Origin of the sequence: Pantoea ananatis LMG 2665 (genome assembly GCF_000710035.2) — a bacterium.
In the GTDB taxonomy this organism is placed as follows: domain Bacteria; phylum Pseudomonadota; class Gammaproteobacteria; order Enterobacterales; family Enterobacteriaceae; genus Pantoea; species Pantoea ananatis.
The window spans coordinates 204,981-228,299 of record NZ_JMJJ01000001.1 but is presented as its reverse complement, the minus strand read 5'-3'; the positions used below and the strand labels follow the sequence as shown (position 1 = coordinate 228,299).

The 23,319-nt window shown below is 53.0% G+C and carries 20 protein-coding genes; 9 read left to right on the top strand and 11 right to left on the bottom strand.

What is annotated here, in order from left to right; genetic code table 11:
- The 10 genes from mraY to ilvI form a co-directional block, all read right to left on the bottom strand.
- Complete coding sequence (gene mraY / locus EL29_RS00985; protein WP_013024610.1) at window positions 1–1,083, bottom strand: phospho-N-acetylmuramoyl-pentapeptide-transferase; 1,083 nt, start codon at window positions 1,081–1,083, stop codon at window positions 1–3.
- Window positions 1,077–2,435, bottom strand: coding sequence for a UDP-N-acetylmuramoyl-tripeptide--D-alanyl-D-alanine ligase (gene murF, locus EL29_RS00980; protein ID WP_014592913.1), 1,359 nt, complete (start codon window positions 2,433–2,435; stop codon window positions 1,077–1,079). The genes mraY and murF overlap by 7 nt, the downstream gene beginning before the upstream one ends.
- Window positions 2,432–3,919 (bottom strand): UDP-N-acetylmuramoyl-L-alanyl-D-glutamate--2,6-diaminopimelate ligase, encoded by a 1,488-nt coding sequence (murE, locus tag EL29_RS00975; RefSeq protein ID WP_019106421.1) that lies wholly within the window; start codon window positions 3,917–3,919, stop codon window positions 2,432–2,434. Before murE ends, murF begins: the two co-directional genes overlap by 4 nt.
- Window positions 3,906–5,672, bottom strand: coding sequence for a peptidoglycan DD-transpeptidase PBP3 (gene ftsI, locus EL29_RS00970; protein ID WP_013024607.1), 1,767 nt, complete (start codon window positions 5,670–5,672; stop codon window positions 3,906–3,908). Before ftsI ends, murE begins: the two co-directional genes overlap by 14 nt.
- Before the next feature lie 16 nt (window positions 5,673–5,688).
- A complete protein-coding gene (ftsL, locus tag EL29_RS00965; protein ID WP_028714817.1) occupies window positions 5,689–6,009 on the bottom strand; it encodes a cell division protein FtsL in 321 nt (106 codons plus the stop codon).
- Entirely contained in the window at window positions 6,006–6,947 is a 942-nt protein-coding gene (gene rsmH, locus EL29_RS00960; protein ID WP_014606590.1) for a 16S rRNA (cytosine(1402)-N(4))-methyltransferase RsmH, read from the bottom strand. The genes ftsL and rsmH overlap by 4 nt, the downstream gene beginning before the upstream one ends.
- 2 nt (window positions 6,948–6,949) lie before the next feature.
- Window positions 6,950–7,408, bottom strand: a complete 459-nt coding sequence (gene mraZ, locus EL29_RS00955; protein WP_014592911.1) for a division/cell wall cluster transcriptional repressor MraZ — start codon at window positions 7,406–7,408, stop codon at window positions 6,950–6,952.
- Window positions 7,409–7,901: 493 nt separating this feature from the next.
- Window positions 7,902–8,912 (bottom strand): catabolite repressor/activator, encoded by a 1,011-nt coding sequence (gene cra / locus EL29_RS00950; RefSeq protein WP_014606591.1) that lies wholly within the window; start codon window positions 8,910–8,912, stop codon window positions 7,902–7,904.
- A gap of 196 nt (window positions 8,913–9,108) precedes the next feature.
- On the bottom strand, window positions 9,109–9,600 hold the full coding sequence (ilvN, locus tag EL29_RS00945; protein WP_014592909.1) for an acetolactate synthase small subunit: 492 nt from the start codon (window positions 9,598–9,600) through the stop codon (window positions 9,109–9,111).
- Window positions 9,601–9,602: 2 nt separating this feature from the next.
- A complete protein-coding gene (ilvI, locus tag EL29_RS00940; protein WP_014606592.1) occupies window positions 9,603–11,327 on the bottom strand; it encodes an acetolactate synthase 3 large subunit in 1,725 nt (574 codons plus the stop codon).
- A gap of 734 nt (window positions 11,328–12,061) precedes the next feature.
- Between ilvI and leuL the strand changes: the two genes are divergently transcribed.
- The 9 genes from leuL (at window position 12,062) to aroD (ending at window position 22,214) form a co-directional block, all read left to right on the top strand.
- Window positions 12,062–12,145 carry a leu operon leader peptide gene (leuL, locus tag EL29_RS23395; RefSeq protein WP_109707008.1) on the top strand — a complete coding sequence of 28 codons (84 nt, stop codon included), beginning with the start codon at window positions 12,062–12,064 and terminating at the stop codon, window positions 12,143–12,145.
- Between the two features lie 88 nt (window positions 12,146–12,233).
- Window positions 12,234–13,796, top strand: coding sequence for a 2-isopropylmalate synthase (gene leuA, locus EL29_RS00930; RefSeq protein ID WP_014606593.1), 1,563 nt, complete (start codon window positions 12,234–12,236; stop codon window positions 13,794–13,796).
- Between the two features lie 2 nt (window positions 13,797–13,798).
- A complete protein-coding gene (gene leuB / locus EL29_RS00925) occupies window positions 13,799–14,890 on the top strand; it encodes a 3-isopropylmalate dehydrogenase (protein WP_022622256.1) in 1,092 nt (363 codons plus the stop codon).
- Window positions 14,891–14,894: 4 nt separating this feature from the next.
- Window positions 14,895–16,292 carry a 3-isopropylmalate dehydratase large subunit gene (gene leuC, locus EL29_RS00920; RefSeq protein WP_014606594.1) on the top strand — a complete coding sequence of 466 codons (1,398 nt, stop codon included), beginning with the start codon at window positions 14,895–14,897 and terminating at the stop codon, window positions 16,290–16,292.
- 10 nt (window positions 16,293–16,302) lie between these two features.
- Complete coding sequence (gene leuD, locus EL29_RS00915; protein WP_013024597.1) at window positions 16,303–16,908, top strand: 3-isopropylmalate dehydratase small subunit; 606 nt, start codon at window positions 16,303–16,305, stop codon at window positions 16,906–16,908.
- Window positions 16,909–17,303: 395 nt separating this feature from the next.
- Window positions 17,304–19,337, top strand: coding sequence for an oxidoreductase (locus tag EL29_RS00910; RefSeq protein ID WP_014606595.1), 2,034 nt, complete (start codon window positions 17,304–17,306; stop codon window positions 19,335–19,337).
- Window positions 19,338–19,347: 10 nt separating this feature from the next.
- A complete protein-coding gene (locus tag EL29_RS00905) occupies window positions 19,348–20,211 on the top strand; it encodes a shikimate dehydrogenase (protein ID WP_014606596.1) in 864 nt (287 codons plus the stop codon).
- A gap of 11 nt (window positions 20,212–20,222) precedes the next feature.
- Complete coding sequence (locus tag EL29_RS00900) at window positions 20,223–21,437, top strand: MFS transporter (RefSeq protein WP_022622257.1); 1,215 nt, start codon at window positions 20,223–20,225, stop codon at window positions 21,435–21,437.
- Between the two features lie 21 nt (window positions 21,438–21,458).
- Complete coding sequence (gene aroD, locus EL29_RS00895) at window positions 21,459–22,214, top strand: type I 3-dehydroquinate dehydratase (protein WP_028714816.1); 756 nt, start codon at window positions 21,459–21,461, stop codon at window positions 22,212–22,214.
- Here the strand turns inward: aroD and EL29_RS00890 are convergent.
- Window positions 22,177–23,145, bottom strand: coding sequence for a LysR family transcriptional regulator (locus EL29_RS00890; RefSeq protein ID WP_028714815.1), 969 nt, complete (start codon window positions 23,143–23,145; stop codon window positions 22,177–22,179). The genes aroD and EL29_RS00890 overlap by 38 nt on opposite strands.
- Between the last annotated feature and the right edge of the window lie 174 nt (window positions 23,146–23,319).

Genomic DNA, 23,319 nt, shown 5'->3' with positions numbered 1-23,319 from the left:
TTAACGTACCTTCAGCGTCGCCAGGCCAATCAGCACCAGCATGAGCGAAATAATCCAGAAGCGCACAATCACGCGCGGCTCCGGCCAGCCTTTAAGTTCATAGTGGTGGTGAATCGGCGCCATACGGAAAATGCGTTGCCCGCGGAGCTTGAACGATCCCACTTGCAGGATCACCGACAGGGTTTCAACAACAAACACGCCGCCCATGATCACGAGTAAAAATTCCTGACGCAGCAGCACGGCGATGGTGCCCAGTGCGCCGCCCAGCGCCAGCGATCCGACATCCCCCATAAACACCTGGGCCGGATAGGTGTTGAACCAGAGGAACCCTAAGCCCGCCCCCACGATAGCGGTACAGACGATCACCAGTTCGCCAGCGTGGCGCAGATAAGGAATATGCAGATATTCTGCGAATTTCACGTTACCCGTTGCCCAGGCAACCAGCGCAAAGCCCGCCGCAACAAAGACGGTCGGCATGATCGCCAGGCCGTCCAGACCATCGGTGAGGTTAACGGCATTGCCGGTGCCGACGATGACGAAGTAAGCCAGTACGATGTAAAACAAGCCCAGCTGTGGCATAACATCTTTAAAGAAAGGCACCACCAGCTCGGTCGCCGGGGTATCTTTTCCGGCCAGGTAAAGCGCAAAAGCGACGCCCAGAGAGATCACCGACATCCAGAAATATTTCCAGCGCGCAATCAGCCCTTTCGTGTCTTTACGGACCACTTTGCGGTAATCGTCGACAAAGCCGATCACGCCAAAGCCCACCAGCACCACCAGTACGCACCAGACGTACGGGTTGGAAGGGTAAGCCCACATCAATACTGACAGGGTTATCGACGTCAAAATCATGATGCCGCCCATGGTCGGCGTACCGCGCTTGCTAAAGTGCGACTCCGGACCATCGTTACGCACAACCTGGCCGATTTGCAGTTTTTGCAGCCACGCAATCAGCCGTGGGCCCATCCACAGTGAAATAAACAGTGCGGTCAGCAGGCTGACAATGGCGCGAAACGTCAGATACGAAAAGACGTTGAAGCCGGAATAAAATGCGACCAGATGCTCGGCCAGCCAAACTAACATGTTCCTTTCTCCTGTAAACTCTGTACTACCTGCTCCATGGCGGCACTACGCGAGCCCTTAATCAATACGGTCATTTCCTGGTGTTCGGACAGCAGCTGGCGTAAACGTTCAGTCAGCGCGGTTTTATCGCTGAAATGTTCGCCAACGCCACTGCTTTCACTCAGGAAGTGGCTGAACTGACCGGTGCTGAGCACCCGATCCAGCCCTGCAGCTTTAGCCGCCAGCCCGACTTCACGATGAAACTTTTCGCTTTCATCACCTAATTCAGCCATATCGCCCACGACCATCACACGGTAGCCCGGCATCTCAGACAGCACCTGTGCCGCCGCAACCATCGATCCGACGTTGGCGTTATAGCTGTCATCCAGAATGAGTTGATGCTCAGAGAGGCGAACAGGGAATAAGCGGCCGGGAACGGACTGAAGTCTTTTCAGGCCCGCCTGAACTGCGCTAAGCGGCGCATCGACCGACAGGGCGAGCGCAGCAGCGGCCAGCGCATTGGCGATATTGTGCCGCCCGGGCAACGGCAGAATGATGTCGGCTTCTCCACGGGGCGTGTGCATCACAAAATGGGTCCCATCCTGACGAATGCGGATATCATGCGCACCGAAGTCACAGTCTGCGGCCTGAGGCGAGAAACGCCAGACCGTTTTACCGTGCAGGTTCTCCTGCCAGCGCGGCCAGTCATTGCTGTCAGCATTTAAAATGGCCGTTCCCCTGGCAGGCAGGCCGTAAAAAATTTCACCCTTCGCTTTTGCTACACCTTCCAGCGACCCGAAGCCTTCGAGGTGCGCGGCGGCCAGATTATTGACCAGTGCCGCTTCCGGACGAACCAGGTCAGTGGTGTAAGCGATTTCGCCCTGATGATTGGCGCCAAGCTCAATGACGGCATACTGATGTTCTGGCGTGAGACGCAGCAAGGTCATGGGCACGCCAAAATCGTTATTCAGGTTACCGGCGGTATGCAGCGTTTCGCCGCACTGACGCAAAATGGACGCGGTCATCTCTTTCACTGACGTTTTGCCGGATGAGCCGGTCAGCGCGACAACGCGGGCAGTGGCCTGCTGGCGCACCCATGCTGCCAGCTTACCAAAGGCGATACGCGTATCTTTTACAACCACCTGAGGCACTGAGACAGGTAAATGCTTACTCACCAGCAAGGCTTTGACACCCTTGGCGATGGCATCTTCTGCAAAGTCGTGGGCATCAAAACGCTCGCCCACGATGGCCACAAACAGGCTGCCTGCGGTGACCTTACGGGTATCCGTCGTGACGTCATTTAAAACCAGGTCATCGCCGTGCAGGGTGCCGCTGGCGATCTCTGCCAATGTGCTCAATGAAACCGGAATCATGCTACGCCTCCTAGCAGTGTGGCGACCGTGGCACGATCGGAGTAATCCAGGCGTTGATTGCCAATAATTTGGTAGTCTTCGTGACCTTTTCCAGCCACCAGTACGATGTCATCGGGCTGGGCCTGCATAATGGTGCTGGTCACGGCCTGCGCCCGACCGGCGACCACGCGGGCACGGCCAGGGTCAAGCAGCCCACTCAGAATATCCTGTACGATGGCCTGCGGATCTTCGCTTCGTGGGTTATCATCTGTCACCACCACGATGTCGGCAAATTGCTCAGCGATCGCTCCCATTAGTGGGCGCTTACCTTTATCACGATCGCCGCCACATCCAAACAGGCACCATAGTTTGCCTTTGCAATGCAGCCGCGCCGCTTCGAGCGCTTTCTCTAATGCATCTGGCGTATGGGCATAATCCACTACCACGGTGGGTTTACCGGTGGCGCTAAAGACCTCCATGCGTCCGTTCACCGGCTGCAGTCTTGCCGCTGCGCGCAGCAGATCGTCCAGGGCGTAGCCCAGCGCCAGCAGCGTCGCCAGCGCCAGCAGTAAATTGCTGACGTTGAAGGCGCCCATCAGGCGACTGTTCATTTCGCCCTCGCCCCAGCTGGAGTCAAAACGAATGTGCGCACCATTGTCGTGATAATTCACGTCAGTCGCACGAAGCCAACGGCCATGACAGCCGGGCTGCAGATTATTTTCCATCGTGACGGCCACAGCGTCTGGCAGGTTTGCCAGCCAGCGGCGACCGACCTCATCGTCAGCATTGATAATGGCCACACCGACCTGATGTTCGGAAAACAGCAGCCATTTAGCGGACTCGTACTGCTGCATGTCACCGTGATAATCAAGATGGTCGCGACTGAGATTCGTAAAGACGGCAGCGGCAAACGGCAGCGCTGCGACCCGATGCTGTACCAGCCCGTGCGAGGAAATTTCCATTGCCGTCAGCGATGCGCCCTTCCTGACCAGTTCGTCCAGGTTATGTTGCACATCCACCGCTGAACCGGTGGTGTTTTCAGCCGGGACCAGTTGCCCGACCAGACCATTGCCGACTGTCCCCATCACCGCGCTGGTTTCACCCAGCAGGCTGGCCCACTGCGCCAGCAGCTGTGTGGTCGTGGTTTTGCCGTTCGTACCGGTCACGCCAATCAGTTTCTGCTTTTCGCCCGGCTGCTGGTAAAAACGGCCTGCCAGGGCAGAAAGACGCTGATGCAGTTGCGCCAGATAAATCACCGGTACGCCGTGCATCTCCCGAATTTCACCGTCGCTTGCTTCCCCTTCCGCTTCCGCGATAACGGCCGCCACGCCCTGCGCAATTGCCTGAGGAATAAACCGGCGTCCGTCAACCTGATGGCCTGCAATTGCAACAAACAGATCACCTGCAGCCGCTAAGCGACTGTCCAGAGTCATGTCACGCAACGGGCGCGCAGGTGCGTCAGGCACCCACGGTCCGAGTAAGTCGCGCAGGTTACGATCTGTCACTTGATTCCTCACTTCTGTTTGTCACCAACTCGTTTTTGTCATTGGTCGGCAGGGCATCCGGTTCGATGTTCATGGTGCGCAGCACGCCGCCCATGATGGCACCGAACACCGGTGCAGAAACCGCACCACCATAATATTTACCGGCCTGGGGATCGTTAATGACCACCACCAGCGCAAAACGAGGGCGACTGGCAGGCGCAACGCCTGCGGTATACGCAATGTATTTATTCACGTAACGACCATCCGGGCCGACCTTTTTCGCCGTACCGGTTTTGATCGCCACGCGATAGCCTTTAATGGCGGCTTTTACCCCGCCGCCGCCCGGTAGCGCCACGCTTTCCATCATGTGGACCACGGTTTTCACGAGGGCCTCAGGAAACACGCGCTCTCCGCCTACCGGCGGATCAACTTTCGTTATCGACAGCGGACGGGCAATGCCAAAGCTGCCAATGGTTGCATAGACTCGCGCTAACTGTAACGGGGTTACCATTAGCCCGTAGCCGAAAGAGAAGGTGGCCCTCTCTATGTCAGACCACCGTTGTTTTTTAGGGTATAAGCCACTACTTTCCCCGACCAGCCCCAAATTGGTCGGTTTGCCCAGCCCAAAGCGCGCGTAAGTTTCTACCAGTGCTGAGGAGGGCATCGCTAACGCCAGTCGTGAAACACCAACGTTACTCGATTTCTGTAAAACACCTGTCAAAGTCAGTTCGTTATAACGCGCGACATCTTTGATTTCATGGCCGTTGACGCGGTAGGGAACGGTATTCAGCACGCTGTTCTCTTTCACCACGCCACGTTGCAGCGCCGTCATCACTACCATCGGCTTCACCGTTGAACCGGGTTCAAAAATGTCGGTGATGGCGCGGTTACGCATCAGGTCTTTGGCCGTGTCGCTCAGATTATTCGGGTTGTATGCCGGACTGTTGGCCATCGCCAGCACTTCACCGGTGTTAACGTCCACCAGCACCGCCGTGCCTGATTCCGCTTTGTTAAACGCCACCGCGTTATTAAGTTCGCGGTAGACCAGCGCCTGCAGGCGTTCGTCGATGCTCAGCGTCAGGTTATGCGCGGCACGGCTGTCTACAGAGGAGATATCTTCGATAACACGGCCATAGCGATCTTTACGTACGGTTCGCTCGCCCGGCTCGCCGGTCAGCCATTTATCGAAGCTCTTTTCGATGCCTTCAATGCCTTCGCCATCAATATTGGTAAAGCCGATGAGGTGTGAGGTGACCTGCCCCGCCGGATAGTAGCGACGGGACTCTTCGCGTAGGTGAATGCCCGGCAGCTTGAGTTTTTTAACATATTCCCCAATGGCGGGATTAACCTGGCGCGCCAGATAAATAAAGCGCCCTTTGGGATTGGCATTTACGCGCGCGGCCAGCTGATCGATCGGGATGGAAAGCGCATCTGACAACGCTTTCCAGCGGCTGTCGAGCGTGACGCCACCGGCATCGTGCAGCTCTTTAGGATCGGCCCAGATCGCATTAACCGGCACGCTGACCGCCAGCGGACGGCCACCGCGATCGCTGATCATCCCGCGCGCGGTCGGCACCGCCTGAACGCGTAAGGAGCGTAAATCGCCCTCTTTAACCAGCTTGTCTGGATTGATCACCTGCAGCCACGCAACCCGGGACAGCAGCCCACCTAACGCCAGCAAAATGCAACCGCATAACAACGCAAAACGCCAGCTTACAAAGCTGGCTTTATCTTCTGGTTTTTTTAACTTCAGCGTTCTTTTTACGCCGTTCATTAGCAGTAACAGATCCTTATTTTTGCACCACGATGTTTTCCTGCGAAGGATCAACGTGCTGCATCTGCAGCTTTTCGGTGGCGATCCGCTCAACGCGGCTGTGATCGCCAAGGGCGTTCTCTTCCAGAATCAAATTGCGCCATTCAATGTCCAGCGCATCGCGCTCCAGCACCAGCTGCTCTCGCTGGGCAGTTAACAGGCGCGTTTTATGCGTAGTGGTGACCACCAACACGGCAGAAACCAGTACAGCAATCAGCAACAGCAGTGGAATTTTGCCTTTGCGCAAAATATCCCCGGCCATAACGCCGGGTAGGCTGTGCCTTTCGTTGCCGATCATGCGTCGGTTCTCTCCGCGATGCGTAAAACGGAACTACGCGCACGGGGGTTCTCTTTCACCTCGGCGTCACCCGGTACCATCTTGCCCAGTAACGTTAACTGACGACCGCCCAGCGCATTGAGCTGCTGTTCGGTCATTGGCAGTCCACGCGGCACCTGCGGACCCCGACTTTGATCGCGCATAAAGCGTTTTACTAAACGGTCTTCCAGCGAATGGAAGCTAATAACGGACAAACGCCCTTGTGGAGCCAGGACCTCGACCGCGCCTTTCAGGGCGGTATCGATCTCTTCCAGTTCGCTGTTAATCCAGATCCGAATCGCCTGGAAGCTGCGGGTGGCCGGATGTTTAAACTTGTCTTTAATCGGCGTGGCCGCGGCGATCACCTCTGCCAGCTCTTTCGTGCGCGTCATTGGCTGTTCACGGTTGCGCTCGACGATGGCGCGGGCGATGCGTTTTGCAAAACGCTCTTCCCCATACGTTTTCAGCACAAATGCGATATCGGCTTCTTCCGCCTGCATTAACCATTCGGCGGCAGAGTGGCCCCGCGTTGGATCCATTCGCATATCCAGCGGTCCGTCGCGCATAAAAGAAAAGCCACGTTCAGCATCATCCAGCTGCGGGGACGAAACCCCCAGATCCAGCAAGATGCCGTCGATGCGCCCAACCAGTTCACGCTCTGCCACGTAGTCCGCCAGGGCGGAAAAAGGGCCGTGAACAATGGAAAAGCGCGGATCCTTTATCTCAGCCGCCGCGGCGATAGCTTGCGGGTCACGGTCAATGGCGATGAGCTTTCCGCTGGCGCCAAGCTGCGCCAAAATTAAGCGTGAGTGACCGCCACGACCAAAAGTGCCGTCGATGTAGATTCCGTCTTCCTTGATGTTGAGGCCATTAACCGCCTCATCCAACAGCACGGTGGTGTGTTTGTAATTTTCCTGCATAGCTATAGCGATAAATCCTGCAACCGCTCAGATAAAGGCGCCTGAGCTGACTGTTCTGCGTCAATATCTTCCCTGACTTGTTGATACCAGGTCTGTTCATCCCACAGTTCAAACTTGTTGAACTGCCCAACCAGCATCACTTCTTTGCTTAAATTTGCATGCTGACGAAGCGTATTCGCCACCAGTAAGCGGCCCGCATTGTCCATCTGACATTCACTGGCATGCCCCAACAGCAAGCGCTGCACGCGGCGCTCCAGAGGATTCATGCTGGAAAGACTCGCCAGCTTCTTCTCAATGATTTCCCAGGCGGGCAAGGTGTAGAGCAACAGGCATGGCTGGTGGAGGTCGATGGTACACACCATCTGCCCCTGTGATTCCTCGTTCAGCAAATTGCGATAGCGGGTTGGTACCGCCAGGCGTCCTTTGCTGTCGAGATTGACTAACGTTGCTCCACGGAACATGCCAGTCTCACCCCTCAATTACCCAATAACACCACTTTATCCCACTTTTTACCACAAAACGAGTTTAAGGATCGTAGGAAATCATTGTCAAGCCGGAGCGGCAGGTGAATATGATTATTTACCGAGGCGGGAATTAACGCTGGGAAGGTTTCAAAACGCCAAAAGATGATTAATCAAAATTAAACTAATGAATAACTGAATAAAAAAACCTGCCCCGGAACAGCATGGCTAAAATTAGCGCGCTTATTCCGGCCGAACGGCGGCGCGTCGTTTTGAGACAGGGGACGCATTTTAGGGGATTTCTTAAAGGATGCACAGCGGCACGCGCGCGGACGGGGGTTTTAAACAGCGGCTAAGTTGTAAGTAAACAAGAATGGTCTGTTAAGTTAATTTGTTAGCATAGATGATTAGCGCTGACGCTTTTTTACTTTGTAAGGAAAGAGTTTAAAAACAGCAGGTAATAGTCAGGGGCAGACGCATTGCTGCCCTGATTTTATTTAGAAATTCTGCTTAATTGTCCCCGCCGTAATAAATTACGACGAATTCGGGTTAAACCGGGTTTGGGTTTTCTGGGTTCATCTAAAGAAGCCAACACTAATTCCAGCACCCGTTCGGCGACATCACGATGACGTTGACCCACAGACAGGACCGGACATTCAAGAAAGTCCAGCAGCTCATGATCGCCGAAGGTGGCAATCGCCAGGTCGGCCGGTAAGCGGCCGTTACGTTTCAGCGTGACATCCATAACGCCCTGCAGCAGGCCAAAAGAAGTGGTGAAAAGCGCATCTGGCATTGGATGATTTTCCAGATAGGTTTCGAACAGGGCTGCGGAGGCAGTGCGTTCAAAACTGTTACAGTAAAGGTAATCTATCGGGCGCTCATCCCCTTTCCAGGCATCTCTGAAGCCCAGCTCGCGCAGAAAACTGACCGACAATTCAGGTAACGCGCCCATAAACAGCACATTACTGATTTTAAGCTGACGCAATTCAGCAGCCAGCGCAAAGGCATCATCCTGATCGGCACCCACCACGCTGGTAAAGTGTTCGCGATCCAGCGCCCGGTCCAGCGCAATAATCGGCAGCGGGTGATTAATCCAGCGCTGATAAAAAGGATGTTCGGGCGGAAGCGACGTTGAAACGATAATCGCATCAACCTGGCGTTGCAGCAGATGTTCAATACAGCGCATCTCGTTATCGGGCTGATCTTCAGAACAGGCGATTAACAGCTGGTAGCCGCGCTGGCGCGCCTGGCGTTCAAGGTAGTTAGCAATACGCGTGTAACTGGTATTTTCCAGATCGGGGATGACCAGCCCAATCGAGCGCGTGCGACCGGCGCGCAGACCTGCCGCTACCGCATTGGGATGGTAATTGTGCTCGCGCACCACCGCCATGACTTTCTCAACGGTTTTGTCGCTGACACGATACTGCCGTGCTTTCCCATTAATAACGTAACTGGCCGTGGTGCGCGATACACCCGCCAGACGCGCAATTTCATCCAGTTTCACTGTAACCCCACCATTAAACAGGCTTAAGCTGATCGTTAATCCGCAGATAAGCTATGGACATCCTTTCTAGCACATCTAACAGCAGAAAAGTGCGCGTAGCAACCGCTTTTCCGATGGTTGGCTGTCTTACGCATTAAAAAGAAAAAACCCGGCATTTCGCCGGGTTGCAAATTTCGCTGAGGCTACCAGTGCGTCATTAACGCATAATGCGCTCACCACGAGACACGCCCACAATCCCCGAGCGGGCTACTTCAACAATTTCCGCCACTTCCCGGACGGTGTTCAAAAAGGCATCCAGCTTGTCGCTAGTCCCTGCCAGCTGAACCGTGTAAAGTGAAGGCGTAACGTCAATGATCTGTCCACGGAAAATTTCGGCGCTGCGCTTTACCTCTTCACGGCCATAGCCCGTTGCCTGAATTTTCACCAGCATAATTTCACGTTCAACGTAAGCGCCCTGCCCCAACTCCGTGACGCGCAGTACATCGACCAGCTTGTGCAGTTGCTTCTCGATCTGCTCCAGCACTTTCTGGTCGCCCACGGTCTGAATCGTCATGCGTGACAACGTAGGATCGTCTGTGGGCGCAACGGTGAGACTCTCAATGTTATAGCCGCGTTGTGAAAACAGGCCCACTACGCGAGACAATGCGCCGGATTCGTTTTCCAGCAAAACCGATAAAATGCGACGCATAATTATGTCCTCTCCGTTTTGCTCAACCACATTTCGTCCATACTGCCACCGCGAATCTGCATCGGGTAAACATGCTCGCTGCCGTCAACGTTGACGTCAACAAAGACCAGCCGTCCTGTCGCCAGGGTTTCCAGCGCCATGGCCAGCTTCTCTTCCAGCTCAGCGGGATGATTAATGGCAATACCCACGTGGCCATAGGCTTCTGCCAGACGAACAAAATCAGGCAGCGATTCCATATAGGATTGAGAGTGGCGGCCAGAATAGATCATATCCTGCCACTGCTTCACCATGCCCAGGAAACGGTTATTCAGGTTCAGCACCAACACCGGCAAATCGTACTGCAGTGCGGTAGAGAGCTCCTGGATGTTCATCTGAATACTGCCATCGCCCGTAACGCAGATGACGGTTTCGTCAGGCAGGGCCATTTTCACCCCCAGTGCGGCAGGCAGGCCAAAGCCCATGGTGCCGAGACCACCGGAGTTGATCCAGCGACGGGGTTTATCGAAGGTGTAATAGAGGGCGGCGAACATCTGATGCTGACCCACATCCGAGGTCACATAGGCCTCCCCGTTGGTGAGACGACAAATGGTTTCGATAACCGCCTGCGGTTTGATTTTGTCGCTGGTGCGATCGTATTCGAGGCATTGACGACCACGCCAGGTTTCAATCGACTGCCACCAGTCGCGCAGACTGTCCAGTTGCTGCTTCGCTTCGCTTTGGTCAAGCAGTTCGAGCATTTGCTGTAACGTCTGTTTGGCATCCCCAACGATCGGAATATCGGCCGCCACCGTTTTTGAAATGGAAGTAGGATCGATATCGATGTGCATCACGGTAGCGTTCGGGCAATACTTCGCCAGATTGTTCGTGGTGCGGTCATCAAAACGAACGCCCACTCCGAAAATCAAATCGGCATTGTGCATGGTCATATTTGCTTCGTAGGTGCCATGCATGCCAAGCATGCCTACGCACTGACGATGACTGCCGGGAAACGCGCCCAGCCCCATCAATGACGTGGTAACCGGAATATTCAGGCGCTCGGCCAGCTGCAGCAGTTCGGCTTCGCACGAAGAGGTAATCGCGCCGCCTCCGGCGTAGATCACCGGCTTATGCGCTGCCAGCAACGTGTTTAACGCACGCTTGATCTGGCCCTTATGCCCCTGAATCGTCGGATTATAGGAGCGCATGCTCACTTCCTGCGGATAATGATAAGGCAGCTTATTGGCAGGATTGAGAATATCTTTTGGCAGATCGATAACTACCGGTCCAGGACGCCCCGTGGATGCCAGCCAGAAGGCTTTTTTCAGTACCGTCGGGATCTCTTCGGTATTTTTCACCAGGAAACTGTGTTTCACCACCGGACGGGAAATACCGACCATGTCACATTCCTGGAAGGCGTCGTAGCCGATCAGGGATGAAGGCACCTGACCTGACAGAATAACCAACGGAATAGAATCCATATAGGCCGTCGCAATACCGGTGATCGCATTGGTTGCGCCCGGACCCGACGTTACCAGCACCACGCCCACTTCGCCGGTTGCGCGAGCCAGGCCATCGGCCATATGCACGGCGCCCTGCTCGTGACGAACCAGAACGTGATCAATACCGCCGACGGTCTGCAGCGCATCGTAAATGTCGAGCACTGCGCCACCCGGATAACCGAATACCTGCTTAACGCCCTGATCGATTAACGACCGGACGACCATTTCGGCTCCTGACAACATCTCCATTTTCTGCCTCCCGGCTTGAGGAACTGAATCTACTGACGACTGCTTTCCCGCTAGCCACATGCATCCTGCCCTGCTATTCGCCAATTAAGATCAAAACCTTATGTTTTTGCAAAGACAGCAGAATTCATTTCTGCTGTCCCGATACAGAGAATTCTGCTGGGTTATTTTTTCTAAGAGTAGGTCGATTACCATAACCGCAGAAAAACGGGCTGGCAAACGCCAAACGCCTTTTATTAAAGGGCGCAGGATACAAAGGCTCTGCTCGCCAACTTTGGCTTACGATTATTAAACTAAATACGTCTGTTAATAGCAGAGGAAAATGCTGGGATTGATATTTTTTCCAGCCGTATCTAAGAAATAAAAAAAACATATGATGCAGGCCTTCAGGCAGCCGTGTTTTGGTCGGGCACTTTTATGGCGTAAGTCTCTTATAAACGCGTCATGCACATTCGATTATGCTGCCTTTAAACAAAACCGCCTGGGTAAAATGATGCCACGACAGTAAATTATCATTATATTTCATTGCATTACTCCATCACCGTAGCCCTTCAGGCCCGGATCGTCGGCACTAAACGCCGCGCGTGCAAAGGGTCTCGTTTAATACTCTGCGCAGGCGTTAAATGTCAGAACATTTTTCTTTACTGTGACAAAAAAATAACCCTTCGCTTATGGTTGACATCGATTGGCGATTCCAGTACCAATAGAGGCAGCAAAAAATTCACGAGGTTTGAAACATGTCACGTTCTTTCCGTCTATCAGGTCTACTACTAAACGCAACTTATCTGCGCGGTAGACTTGTGGGCGAAATCAAACACTGATTCGAACCTTCTAAAAGTTAAAAACCCGCGCCTGTCGCGGGTTTTTTTATGCTCGTTGCAAGGCAAGAAACGCAAAAGGATGAACACGATGAGCCAGCAAGTTATTATTTTCGATACCACTCTGCGTGATGGTGAACAGGCATTACAAGCCAGCCTGAGTGTGAAAGAAAAACTGCAAATTGCGTTAGCGCTGGAACGTATGGGCGTTGATGTTATGGAAGTCGGTTTCCCTGTGTCCTCACCGGGTGATTTTGAATCCGTGCAAACCATTGCACGCACGATTAAAAACAGCCGGGTTTGCGGCCTGGCACGCTGTGTTGAACAAGATATTGATGCCGCCTACGAGTCTTTACGCGTCGCCGAGGCCTTCCGTATCCATACTTTTATTGCCACCTCACCCATGCACATTGCCACCAAGCTGCGCAGCACCCTGCCTGAAGTGATTGAACGTGCGGTGCGCATGGTGAAACGCGCCCGTAACTACACGGACGATGTGGAGTTTTCCTGCGAAGACGGTGGCCGTACACCGATTGACGACCTGTGCCGCATGGTCGAAGCCGCAATTAATGCCGGTGCCACCACCATTAACATTCCGGATACCGTTGGCTACACCTTGCCAAACGAGTACGCCAACATTATCAGCCAGTTAATTCACCGCGTGCCAAACATTGATAAAGCCATCCTGTCTGTTCATACCCATGATGATTTAGGTATGGCGACCGGCAACGCGATTGCTGCCGTGCAGGCTGGCGCGCGTCAGGTGGAGGGTACGCTGAACGGGTTAGGTGAGCGCGCCGGTAACTGCGCACTGGAAGAAGTGATCATGGCGATTAAAACCCGTCAGCAGATCATGAATGTTCACACCAACATTCACCATCAGGAAATTTATCGTACCAGCCAGATGATTAGTCAGATCTGCAATATGCCAATCCCGGCTAATAAAGCGGTGGTCGGTTCTAACGCCTTTGCCCACTCTTCGGGCATTCATCAGGACGGCGTCATTAAAAACCGTGAAAACTATGAAATCCTGACTCCAGAATCCATTGGCCTGCACAAAATTCAGCTTAATCTGACATCCCGTTCCGGCCGCGCAGCGGTAAAACATCGTATGGAAGAGATGGGCTACACAGAAAGCGAATACAATCTGGACTCCCTGTATGACGCTTTCCTGAAACTGGCGGACAAGAAAGGTCAGGTGTTTGATTACGACCTGGAAGCGCTGGCTTTCATTAATAAACAAAACGAAGAGCCTGAATTTTTCCAACTGAATGATTTCAATGTGCAGTCAGGCTCCAGTATCACGGCCACCGCGTCGGTGAATCTGGGCTGCGGCGAACAAACGAAATCAGAAGCGGCGACCGGTAACGGTCCGGTTGATGCGGTTTATCAGGCCATTAACCGAATTACCCAGTTCAACGCAGAGCTGGTTAATTACAAGCTGACGGCAAAAGGCCACGGCGAGAATGCGCTGGGTCAGGTTGATATCGTGGTGGGCTACAACAATCGTAAGTTCCACGGCGTCGGTCTGGCGACGGATATCGTCGAGTCTTCTGCCAAAGCGATGGTGAACGCATTAAACAACATCTGGCGAGCCAAACAGGTCGAGAAAGAGTTACAGCGCAAGTCTAAAGATCAGAAGGAAACGGTGTAATCATGTCAAACTCTTCACATATCGCAGTACTGGCGGGCGACGGAATCGGCCCGGAAGTGATGGCCCAGGCTATCAAAGTATTGGATGCGATTCGTCAGCGTTTTAACCTGCGTATTACCACCAGTGAGTACGACGTCGGTGGTATCGCCATTGACCGTCACGGCGAACCCTTGCCACCGGCTACCGTTGCAGGCTGCGAACAGGCCAACGCAATCCTGTTTGGATCGGTAGGTGGCCCTAAGTGGGAGCACCTGCCCCCGGCCTCTCAACCCGAGCGCGGGGCGCTGTTGCCGCTGCGTAAACACTTTAAGCTGTTCAGCAACCTGCGTCCTGCGGCGCTCTACAGCGGCCTGGAAGCTTTTTGTCCCTTGCGCAGCGATATCGCAGCACGCGGTTTCGATATCCTGTGCGTACGTGAACTGACCGGCGGCATTTATTTTGGTCAGCCGAAAGGACGCGAAGGCAGCGGCCCGCACGAGCGCGCTTTTGATACCGAAGTCTATCATCGTTTTGAAATCGAACGCATTGCGCGTCAGGCTTTCGAGTCCGCCCGCAAGCGCCGTAATAAAGTCACCTCTGTCGATAAAGCTAACGTGCTGCAAACATCCGTTATGTGGCGGGAAATCGTGAACGAGATCGCGAAAGATTATCCCGATGTTCAGCTGAGCCACATGTACATCGACAACGCCACCATGCAGTTGATCAAAGATCCTTCTCAGTTCGACGTGCTGCTGTGCTCTAACCTGTTTGGCGACATTTTGTCAGACGAGTGCGCGATGATCACCGGCTCAATGGGCATGTTGCCGTCCGCCAGCCTGAGCGAAGACGGTTTTGGCCTGTATGAACCGGCTGGCGGCTCGGCGCCGGATATCGCCGGGCAAAATATTGCTAATCCCATTGCCCAAATCCTGTCACTGTCGCTGCTGCTGCGCTACAGCCTGAATGCCGATGACGCCGCCGCCGCTATTGAGCGCGCCATCAGCCGGGCGTTAGCGGAAGGCTATCGCACCAAAGACCTGGCCGGTGACGGCTCTGCGATCAGCACAGATGAGATGGGCAGCATCATTGCCCGCTTTATCGCCGAGGAAAAATAATAAAATGAAAACCTTATACCAGAAGTTATTTGATGCACATGTCGTTCACGAAGCGCCGAATGAAACACCGTTGCTCTATATCGATCGTCATCTGATTCATGAGGTGACTTCGCCACAGGCCTTTGATGGCTTGCGTGCCCACGGTCGTAAAGTTCGTCAGCCTTCAAAGACGTTTGCCACCATGGATCACAACGTGTCCACCCAGACCAAAGATATTAATGCTTCGGGTGAAATGGCGCGTATTCAGATGCAGGAACTGATGAAAAACTGTGCCGAATTCGGCGTGCAGTTGTATGACCTGAATCACCCGTTCCAAGGCATCGTGCATGTGATTGGGCCAGAGCAAGGCATGACGCTGCCCGGCATGACCATTGTCTGCGGCGATTCCCACACGGCGACGCACGGTGCCTTTGGTTCACTGGCCTTTGGTATTGGTACGTCAGAGGTTGAGCATGTTTTTGCCACGCAAACCCTGAAACAGGGCCGTGCCAAAACCATGAAGATTGAAGTGACAGGTACGGTTGCGCCGGGCATTACGGCGAAAGATATCGTACTGGCGATTATTGGTAAAACCGGCAGCGCAGGCGGTACCGGCCACGTTGTTGAATTCTGTGGCTCGGCGATTGAAGCGCTGAGCATGGAAGGCCGCATGACGCTGTGCAACATGGCTATCGAGATGGGCGCAAAAGCCGGTCTGGTCGCCCCGGATGAGACCACCTTCGCTTACCTGAAAGGTCGCCAGTTTTCACCTCAAGGTGAAAAATGGGAGCAGGCCGTTGAGTACTGGGGCACGCTGAAGTCCGACCCAGGCGCTAAGTTTGACCGCGTGGTGACGCTGCATGCGGAAGAGATTGCACCGCAGGTGACCTGGGGAACCAACCCCGGCCAGGTGATCGCGGTGGATGCGCAGATTCCCGATCCGGCTTCGTTTGCCGATCCGGTCGAGCGCGCCTCTGCGGAGAAAGCGCTGGCTTACATGAATCTGCAACCCGGCATCAAACTGACCGATGTCAGCATTGATAAAGTCTTTATTGGCTCCTGCACAAACTCACGCATTGAAGATCTGCGTGCCGCCGCCGCGATTGCCAAAGGGCGTAAGGTCGCGCCTGGCGTTCAGGCACTGGTGGTGCCGGGTTCAGGCCCGGTTAAAGCACAGGCCGAAGCGGAAGGGCTGGATAAGATCTTTATTGAAGCAGGATTTGAGTGGCGCTTGCCCGGCTGCTCAATGTGTCTGGCCATGAACAACGACCGTCTGAACCCCGGCGAGCGCTGTGCCTCAACCAGTAACCGTAACTTCGAAGGCCGCCAGGGCCGTGGCGGACGGACGCATTTGGTTAGCCCGGCAATGGCCGCCGCTGCCGCCGTTAATGGCCATTTCGCCGACATTCGCAGCCTGACATAAGGACACCATCATGGCAGAAAAATTTACCCAACATACTGGTTTGGTGGTTCCACTGGACGCCGCTAACGTCGATACCGATGCCATCATTCCAAAGCAGTTTTTGCAGAAAGTCACCCGCGTAGGCTTTGGCGCCCACCTGTTCAATGACTGGCGTTTCCTGGACGATCACGGCCTGGAACCCAATCCGGACTTCGTTCTCAACTTTCCGGAGTATAAAGGTGCTTCTATCCTGCTGACGCGGGAAAACTTTGGTTGTGGTTCGTCACGTGAGCATGCGCCCTGGGCACTGACCGATTACGGCTTTAAAGTGGTGATTGCGCCCAGCTTTGCCGATATTTTCTATGGCAACAGCTTCAACAACCAGTTGCTGCCGGTTACGCTGAGCGATGAGCAGGTGGAGGAGCTGTTTACGCTGGTGAATGCGCATCCGGGTATCCGCTTCGAAGTGGATCTGGAAGCGCAGGTCGTGAAAGCGGGCAACAACACCTACAGCTTTAAGATTGATGACTTTCGTCGTCACTGCATGCTGAACGGGCTGGACAGTATCGGCCTGACGCTGCAGCACGAAAGCGCGATCTCGGCTTACGAAAGTAACCAGCCTGCCTTTATGCGTTAACGCGTAAATAATGTAACCAGCCCGTTCGGCTCTGCCGTTCGGGCTTTTTTTCATCTGGCAAAAACTGCGCTAAAACAATTAATCGCGATTTATTTTATTGCAGAACTCCTGTTATTTATTCAGCAACAACGTTGATATTTTGACTCGCATCATTTCCCTCTCAACTTTCCCTTCTCTTTTTTCACAAGACGTAAATGGCTTGCTGATTTAATTAATATCATTTTCATTTTTATGTTATTTGATCGTTAACTCCATAGAGCTCACCTATAGCTTGTAGAAAAAAAAGCATTATTTCCGCTCATTCCCCCTCGCTATCATCGCCACAGATAAAGATTAACGCAAAACACATCGAGGTCGTCTCAGCCTGGCTGTCGGATCTTTTGTGGAGACTCTGTATGCACGCTTATCCTCACCTGTTTACCCCGCTCACAATCAACGGAATGACATTAAAAAACCGTGTCATCATGCCGCCAATGGGCACCAACCTGGCCAGTCTGAATGGCGAAGTGTCTCAGGAACAGCTTGATTACTATTCGCTTCGCGCCAGGGGCGGCACTGGGCTCATTACGATTGAGAATATTTGTGTGGATTTTCCCTTCGCGTCGAACGGCACCACACAACTGCGCATTGATAATGATCAGTATATTCCTGGCTTATACAAACTTACCGAGACGTTGCATAAACATGGAACCTGTGTCGCCATCCAGTTAAACCACGCCGGTGCATCAGCCTATGCCTATCGCCTAAATGGGGAAATGCCCATTTCCGCCTCCGCGGTCCCGTCCAAAAAGAATGGTAATATTCCCCGTCCGATGACGCATGAGGAAATATATCGGGCGGTTGACAAATTTGGCGACGCAGCAGAACGCGTCAGACGCGCCAATTTTGACTGCGTAGAGATTCATGCCGGTCACTCTTATTTAATCAGTCAGTTTTTATCTCCACTGTTTAATCAGCGTACTGATGAATTTGGTGGCAATATCGAGAATCGGTCGCGCTTTTTAACCCTGATTGTCGACAAAGTTCGGGCCTGCGTGGGACCGATGTTTCCCATCAGCCTGCGTATCAGCGCGGATGATTTCTTACAAGGCGGAAACACGCTGGAAGATTCGCTACACATTCTTGAACGTTGTCAGGAAAAGGTCGACATCATCAATGTGTCAGCGGCGCAGAATGACAACCTGTATTTACAGATAGACCAAATGTCTCAAGAGGATGGCTGGAAACGCTATCTGTCACGTGCCGTTCGCACCAGATTTAATAAGCCCACCGTTGTCGCAGGCAATATCCGCACCCCGCAACTTGCTGAAGACATTCTTGCTCAGGGTGACGCGGACCTGATCGCCATTGGTCGTGGGTTGATTGCTGAACCGGATTGGGTACAAAAGGTACAGAGTGGGCATGAGGAGACGATGCGTAAGTGTATCTCATGCAATATTGGATGCGCCGACCATCGCATCGCCCGCTCTCTTCCCCTTCGCTGCTCAATTAACCCCGATATCATCCATGGCGACGCTTATAAGCAGCGCCAGGTCAAGCGACCGACGCGTGTCGTCGTGATCGGGGCTGGCACGGCAGGCATCGAAGCCGCCTGCACCGCCGCAGAGGTAGGGTGCAAGACCTGGCTGTTCGAAGCCAAAAACCATATCGGTGGGCTGGCTGTCGAGATCGCACGATTACCCGAAAAAAAACGTATTGCCGATTTTCCGCAATTCCTGCGCAACCGTATGGCCCGGCTGGAGAATTTACAACTGCATCTGGGACAACAGGTTCAGCCCGAGCAGCTTGAGGTTCTGCGTCCCGACTTAATTGTTAATGCCACGGGCTCTGTCCCCCTGCTGCCGCCCATTGCGGGATTACATGAGACGATCGACCGCCCCGGCAGCGTCGTGTTCACGATTACGGGCATGATTCAACACCTGGATACATTCAGCGCGCTGCAAGGCAAACGTATCGCCGTGGTCGGCGGCGGTGCCGTTGGACTCGATGTCATCGAGTATTTTGCCACCCGGGGCGCTGAAGCAGTACTGATTGAAATGCAGAATTCACCAGGACGCGACCTCGACATCATCACAAAGAGTGCCATGTTAGCGCTGCTTGAACAGCACCAGGTAGAACAACACATGGACACGCAGCTCATTGAGGTCAAACCCGATCGCTTCCGCGTTAAAAACGCCCACCACACCTTCGACATCGCTTTCGACTACGGCTTTATCTGTCTGGGGATGTGCCCCAACCGCAGCGGTTTCGAGGCCGTTGAGCGCTGGGCCACCGCCAGACATATCAAAATAATGAACATCGGCGACAGCCTGAAAGCCCGGCGAATTATTGATGGTGTACGCGAAGGACGCAACGTACTGGATGCCCTGGAAGAGACTGGCGCACTGGGCAGCCACGAAGCGACAAGCATTCCACTTTTAACTTACTGAGGACACTATCATGGCAGAACGTATTACCGGGCATACCGAGCTGATTGGACTGATCGCCACCCCCATTCGCCACAGCATGTCGCCAACCATGCACAACGAAGCCTTCGCGCACCTTGGGCTGGACTATGTTTATCTGGCTTTTGAGGTCGGCACTGCGGAACTGGAGAAGGTGGTGCAGGGTTTTCGTGCGCTGAAGCTGCGCGGATGCAATGTTTCCATGCCCAATAAGACGGAGGTTTGCCGCTATCTGGATACGTTGTCTCCCGCAGCACAGCTTGTGGGCGCGGTGAATACCGTCGTCAATGATAACGGCGTGCTGACCGGGCACATCACGGATGGGACAGGTTATATGCGCGCCCTCGCTGAAGAGGGCATCGATATTCTGGGCAAAAAGATGACGATTCTGGGCGCGGGCGGTGCGGCAACGGCCATTTGCGTTCAAGCCGCCCTGGATGGCGTTAAGGCGATCTCGGTCTTTAACCAACGCGATAAATTCTTTGCAAATGCCCAGGAAACCGTTGCGAAGATTCGCGCCCATACTGACTGTGAGATTCACCTTTTTGACCTCGACGACCACGATCGTTTGCGTGCTGAAATTAACGACAGCGTTATTCTGACCAATGCGACCGGCGTCGGCATGAAACCCTTTGAAGGACAGATGCTGCTTCCCGACGAGAGCTTCCTGCGTCCTGAGCTTATTGTCTCCGATGTGGTCTATATCCCACGTAAAACACATTTGCTTGAGACGGCCGAGAAAAAAGGCTGCCGTATTATTAACGGTCTCGGCATGATGCTGTGGCAAGGCGCAAGCGCGTTCGAAATCTGGACGGGAAAACCGATGCCGGTTGATCACATCAAAAACATCCTTTTTTGAGGATGGCTGAGATGAAAAACAAGTATATTCCCACCGCCGCCGGGCTGTATCTCAATTACCTCATTCATGGCATGGGGGTGCTGGTCATCACTCTCAACATGGCTAACCTGCAGGCGCAATGGAACACCGATGCGGCGGGCGTATCGATTGTGATTTCCTCACTGGGCATTGGCAAACTGATTACCATCGTTACCGGTTTTCTGTCGGATCGTTTTGGCCGAAAGCCTTTTGTCTATTTTGGCATCATCAGTTACGTGGCCTTTTTCATCGGTATCCTGTTTACCCGGGATATTTACACGGCCTATTTCTTTGGCGTGCTGGCAGGAATGGCTAACAGTTTCCTTGATTCTGCTACCTATCCGGCGCTGATGGAGGCCTTTCCGGACTCCGCCAGCCGCGCTAACGTGCTGATAAAAGCGTTTGTCTCCGCCGGACAATTTTTATTGCCGTTTATCATTAGCCTGCTTATCTGGGCGGATTTGTGGTTTGGTTGGTCATTCGTGCTGGCAGCAGCCTTAATGACGATGAGCGGAATCTACCTGATCAAAATGCCGTTTCCCGATCACCGGGTACAGAAAGTCTCGGAAACATCAGCCAGCGTGACCGCGCCACCACGTAGTCGTCTGTATCAGCTGGATATGGTTGTGTTCACCTTTTACGGCTATATCAGCATGGCGACGTTTTATCTGGTGAGCCAATGGCTGGCACAGTATGGGCAGTTTGTCGCGGGCATGCCCTACACCGCATCGGTGAAGTTACTCAGTATCTACACGGCAGGATCGCTGACCTGCGTATTCGTCACTGCGGTTATGGTGAAAAAAGTGTTGAGCTCAGCCATCGCGATGGTCATTTACACCTTCCTGTCGGCCCTCTCACTGCTGATCGTCTGCCTCTATCCAACGCCACTGATTGTTACCGGTTTTGCGTTCGTATTTGGTTTTGCGGCCGCGGGCGGCGTTATGCAACTAGGTGCAACGATTATGGCGATGAGTTTTCCACAAGCGAAAGGCTTTGCGACAGGCGTGTTTTATACCGCCGGCAGTCTGGCCAGCTTTACCATCCCTTTATTTACAGCGCATCTTTCACGAACCAGTATCGCCAGCATCATGTGGTTTGATCTGATTATTGCGGTGACAGGTTTTATCCTTGCGCTTTATATCGCTTCCCGCCAATTTCAACGTCATTGTGCGGAAACACGCCGTCAGTCCGCTACAGCGGCTAGTTGAACAGTTAAAACAGGAATGACTATGACTCAAACGGTTAGGGTTAAAAAAATCGTCTTTCAGGCAGGGCAAACGCGGCTTTGTGTGCCCTTGACAGGCCGCACTCGCGAGGAGCTTCAGGCCAGAGCACAGTTACTGACTTCCGCACAGGCAGACATTATCGAATGGCGCGTCGACCACTTCATCGAGGGTAAAGACGAGAAGCAAGTCTTGCTGGCGCTGGCCGACATTCGTCAGCAACTTGGGGAAACGCCGCTGCTCTTTACCTTCCGCAGTAAAAAAGAAGGTGGCGAAATGGACATCAGTGATGACCAATACTTCGCGCTCAACCGCGCGGCCGCCTTAAGCGGGCTGGCTGATGTGATTGATATTGAGTTGTTTAACGATGAGTCACGCATCCGTTCGCTGGTAAGCGAGGCGCATAACGCAGGTGTTAAGGTCATTATGAGTAATCATGACTTTCACCAAACGCCCGCGAAGGAAGAGATCATTTACCGGTTACGTCGCATGCAGGATTTAGGTGCAGACCTGCCCAAGATTGCCGTAATGCCTCAAACACCTCAGGATGTGCTGACGCTGCTGTCTGCGACCCTGTTAATGAAAGAGCACTACGCAACGCGGCCGCTTATCACGATGTCGATGGGAAAAATGGGCGGAGTCAGTCGGGTCACCGGACGCCTGTTCGGTTCCGCAATGACGTTTGGCACCCTGGGCCAGTCCTCGGCACCAGGGCAAATCGCCGTTACACAACTGCGGGAGATGATGGAGACGCTTTCCTAGCGGCGGACATGCCCAAAGCCGCGCTTTGGGCATGTTTCCTGGCGACATCACTGTGCGTAATAATAAAGTTTTTTAGCCTCAGCGCCGCCGGTGAAAGCATTTTTGTTTTAATTGTCGCCAGACAAATATAACGCGGTGGAAGCAAATTTTTGATCGTCAGGATATGGAGATTGTAGTGCGTGAGCGCCGCAATTCTTGGCATGATGGCAATACCATAGCCGATACTGACCAACCCAGCCATTGCTAAATCCTCTTCCACATAACAGGCAATATCCGGTGACAGCGTTTGCTGGTGAAAGATGTCGTCAATAAACGGACGTAGCCCACTACTTTCTGAAAAATAGACATAGGGATAATGGATGGTTTCCGCTAAATCAACGTCGCTTTCGTGAAGACGCGCTAACGGATGATCTTTCGCTGTCACTACCACTAATTCTTGTTCAATAACCGGGATAAATTCAATATCAGGATCGTCGCCAATCCGCGAACAGATGACCATATCAACCTTATCCGCTTTGAGTGACTGCAACAACGCAACTGACGTCCCCTGTTTAAAAGAGAATGTCACATCATTATGACGAAAGTGTTGGGAGTAATTGTTGATAATTTGCGGAATAACATATTCCCCCATTGTATAGATAAACCCAATTCGGATATTTTCCCGGCACAGAAGGTGATTGTTTTTTAGCCTCTCCCTGCCATTTTCCAGTGCCGACAGTGCTGTCTCAACATAGGGTAAAAAACATTTCCCACTTTCACTAATCCTTACATTTCTGCCCTGACGGAAAAAGAGTGAAACGCCTAACTCCTTTTCTAACTCAGCGATAGCATGGCTAAGCGAGGGCTGGGTGATAAAAAGACTGGATGCCGCTTCCGTGTAATGCTCCGTTTCTGACAGGCGTTTAAAATAATAAAGTTGCTTGAGGTTCATGGCATTTGCCTTTGAATGAAAAGTAAATCTGCTATCGCTACTTTATCACCGTTAAAAGGACTAATTATGTACTCAGGTCAAAATTAATGACGCTTAAAAAATGCTATAAAGAAACAAAAAAATTAGCAATATCAGACTATTTTTCAATGTAAAAAAAACATCAAAAAATAGTTT

What these genes read in the sequence shown, in the direction of transcription:
- mraY (WP_013024610.1), bottom strand. Translation starts at nt 1,083, where the DNA reads ATGTTAGTTTGGCTGGCCGAGCATCTGGTCGCATTTTATTCCGGCTTC.
- murF (WP_014592913.1), bottom strand. Translation starts at nt 2,435, where the DNA reads ATGATTCCGGTTTCATTGAGCACATTGGCAGAGATCGCCAGCGGCACC.
- ftsI (WP_013024607.1), bottom strand. Translation starts at nt 5,672, where the DNA reads ATGAACGGCGTAAAAAGAACGCTGAAGTTAAAAAAACCAGAAGATAAA.
- ftsL (WP_028714817.1), bottom strand. Translation starts at nt 6,009, where the DNA reads ATGATCGGCAACGAAAGGCACAGCCTACCCGGCGTTATGGCCGGGGAT.
- rsmH (WP_014606590.1), bottom strand. Translation starts at nt 6,947, where the DNA reads ATGCAGGAAAATTACAAACACACCACCGTGCTGTTGGATGAGGCGGTT.
- mraZ (WP_014592911.1), bottom strand. Translation starts at nt 7,408, where the DNA reads ATGTTCCGTGGAGCAACGTTAGTCAATCTCGACAGCAAAGGACGCCTG.
- ilvN (WP_014592909.1), bottom strand. Translation starts at nt 9,600, where the DNA reads ATGCGTCGCATTTTATCGGTTTTGCTGGAAAACGAATCCGGCGCATTG.
- ilvI (WP_014606592.1), bottom strand. Translation starts at nt 11,327, where the DNA reads ATGGAGATGTTGTCAGGAGCCGAAATGGTCGTCCGGTCGTTAATCGAT.
- leuL (WP_109707008.1), top strand. Translation starts at nt 12,062, where the DNA reads ATGTCACGTTCTTTCCGTCTATCAGGTCTACTACTAAACGCAACTTAT.
- leuA (WP_014606593.1), top strand. Translation starts at nt 12,234, where the DNA reads ATGAGCCAGCAAGTTATTATTTTCGATACCACTCTGCGTGATGGTGAA.
- leuB (WP_022622256.1), top strand. Translation starts at nt 13,799, where the DNA reads ATGTCAAACTCTTCACATATCGCAGTACTGGCGGGCGACGGAATCGGC.
- leuC (WP_014606594.1), top strand. Translation starts at nt 14,895, where the DNA reads ATGAAAACCTTATACCAGAAGTTATTTGATGCACATGTCGTTCACGAA.
- leuD (WP_013024597.1), top strand. Translation starts at nt 16,303, where the DNA reads ATGGCAGAAAAATTTACCCAACATACTGGTTTGGTGGTTCCACTGGAC.
- EL29_RS00910 (WP_014606595.1), top strand. Translation starts at nt 17,304, where the DNA reads ATGCACGCTTATCCTCACCTGTTTACCCCGCTCACAATCAACGGAATG.
- EL29_RS00905 (WP_014606596.1), top strand. Translation starts at nt 19,348, where the DNA reads ATGGCAGAACGTATTACCGGGCATACCGAGCTGATTGGACTGATCGCC.
- EL29_RS00900 (WP_022622257.1), top strand. Translation starts at nt 20,223, where the DNA reads ATGAAAAACAAGTATATTCCCACCGCCGCCGGGCTGTATCTCAATTAC.
- aroD (WP_028714816.1), top strand. Translation starts at nt 21,459, where the DNA reads ATGACTCAAACGGTTAGGGTTAAAAAAATCGTCTTTCAGGCAGGGCAA.
- EL29_RS00890 (WP_028714815.1), bottom strand. Translation starts at nt 23,145, where the DNA reads ATGAACCTCAAGCAACTTTATTATTTTAAACGCCTGTCAGAAACGGAG.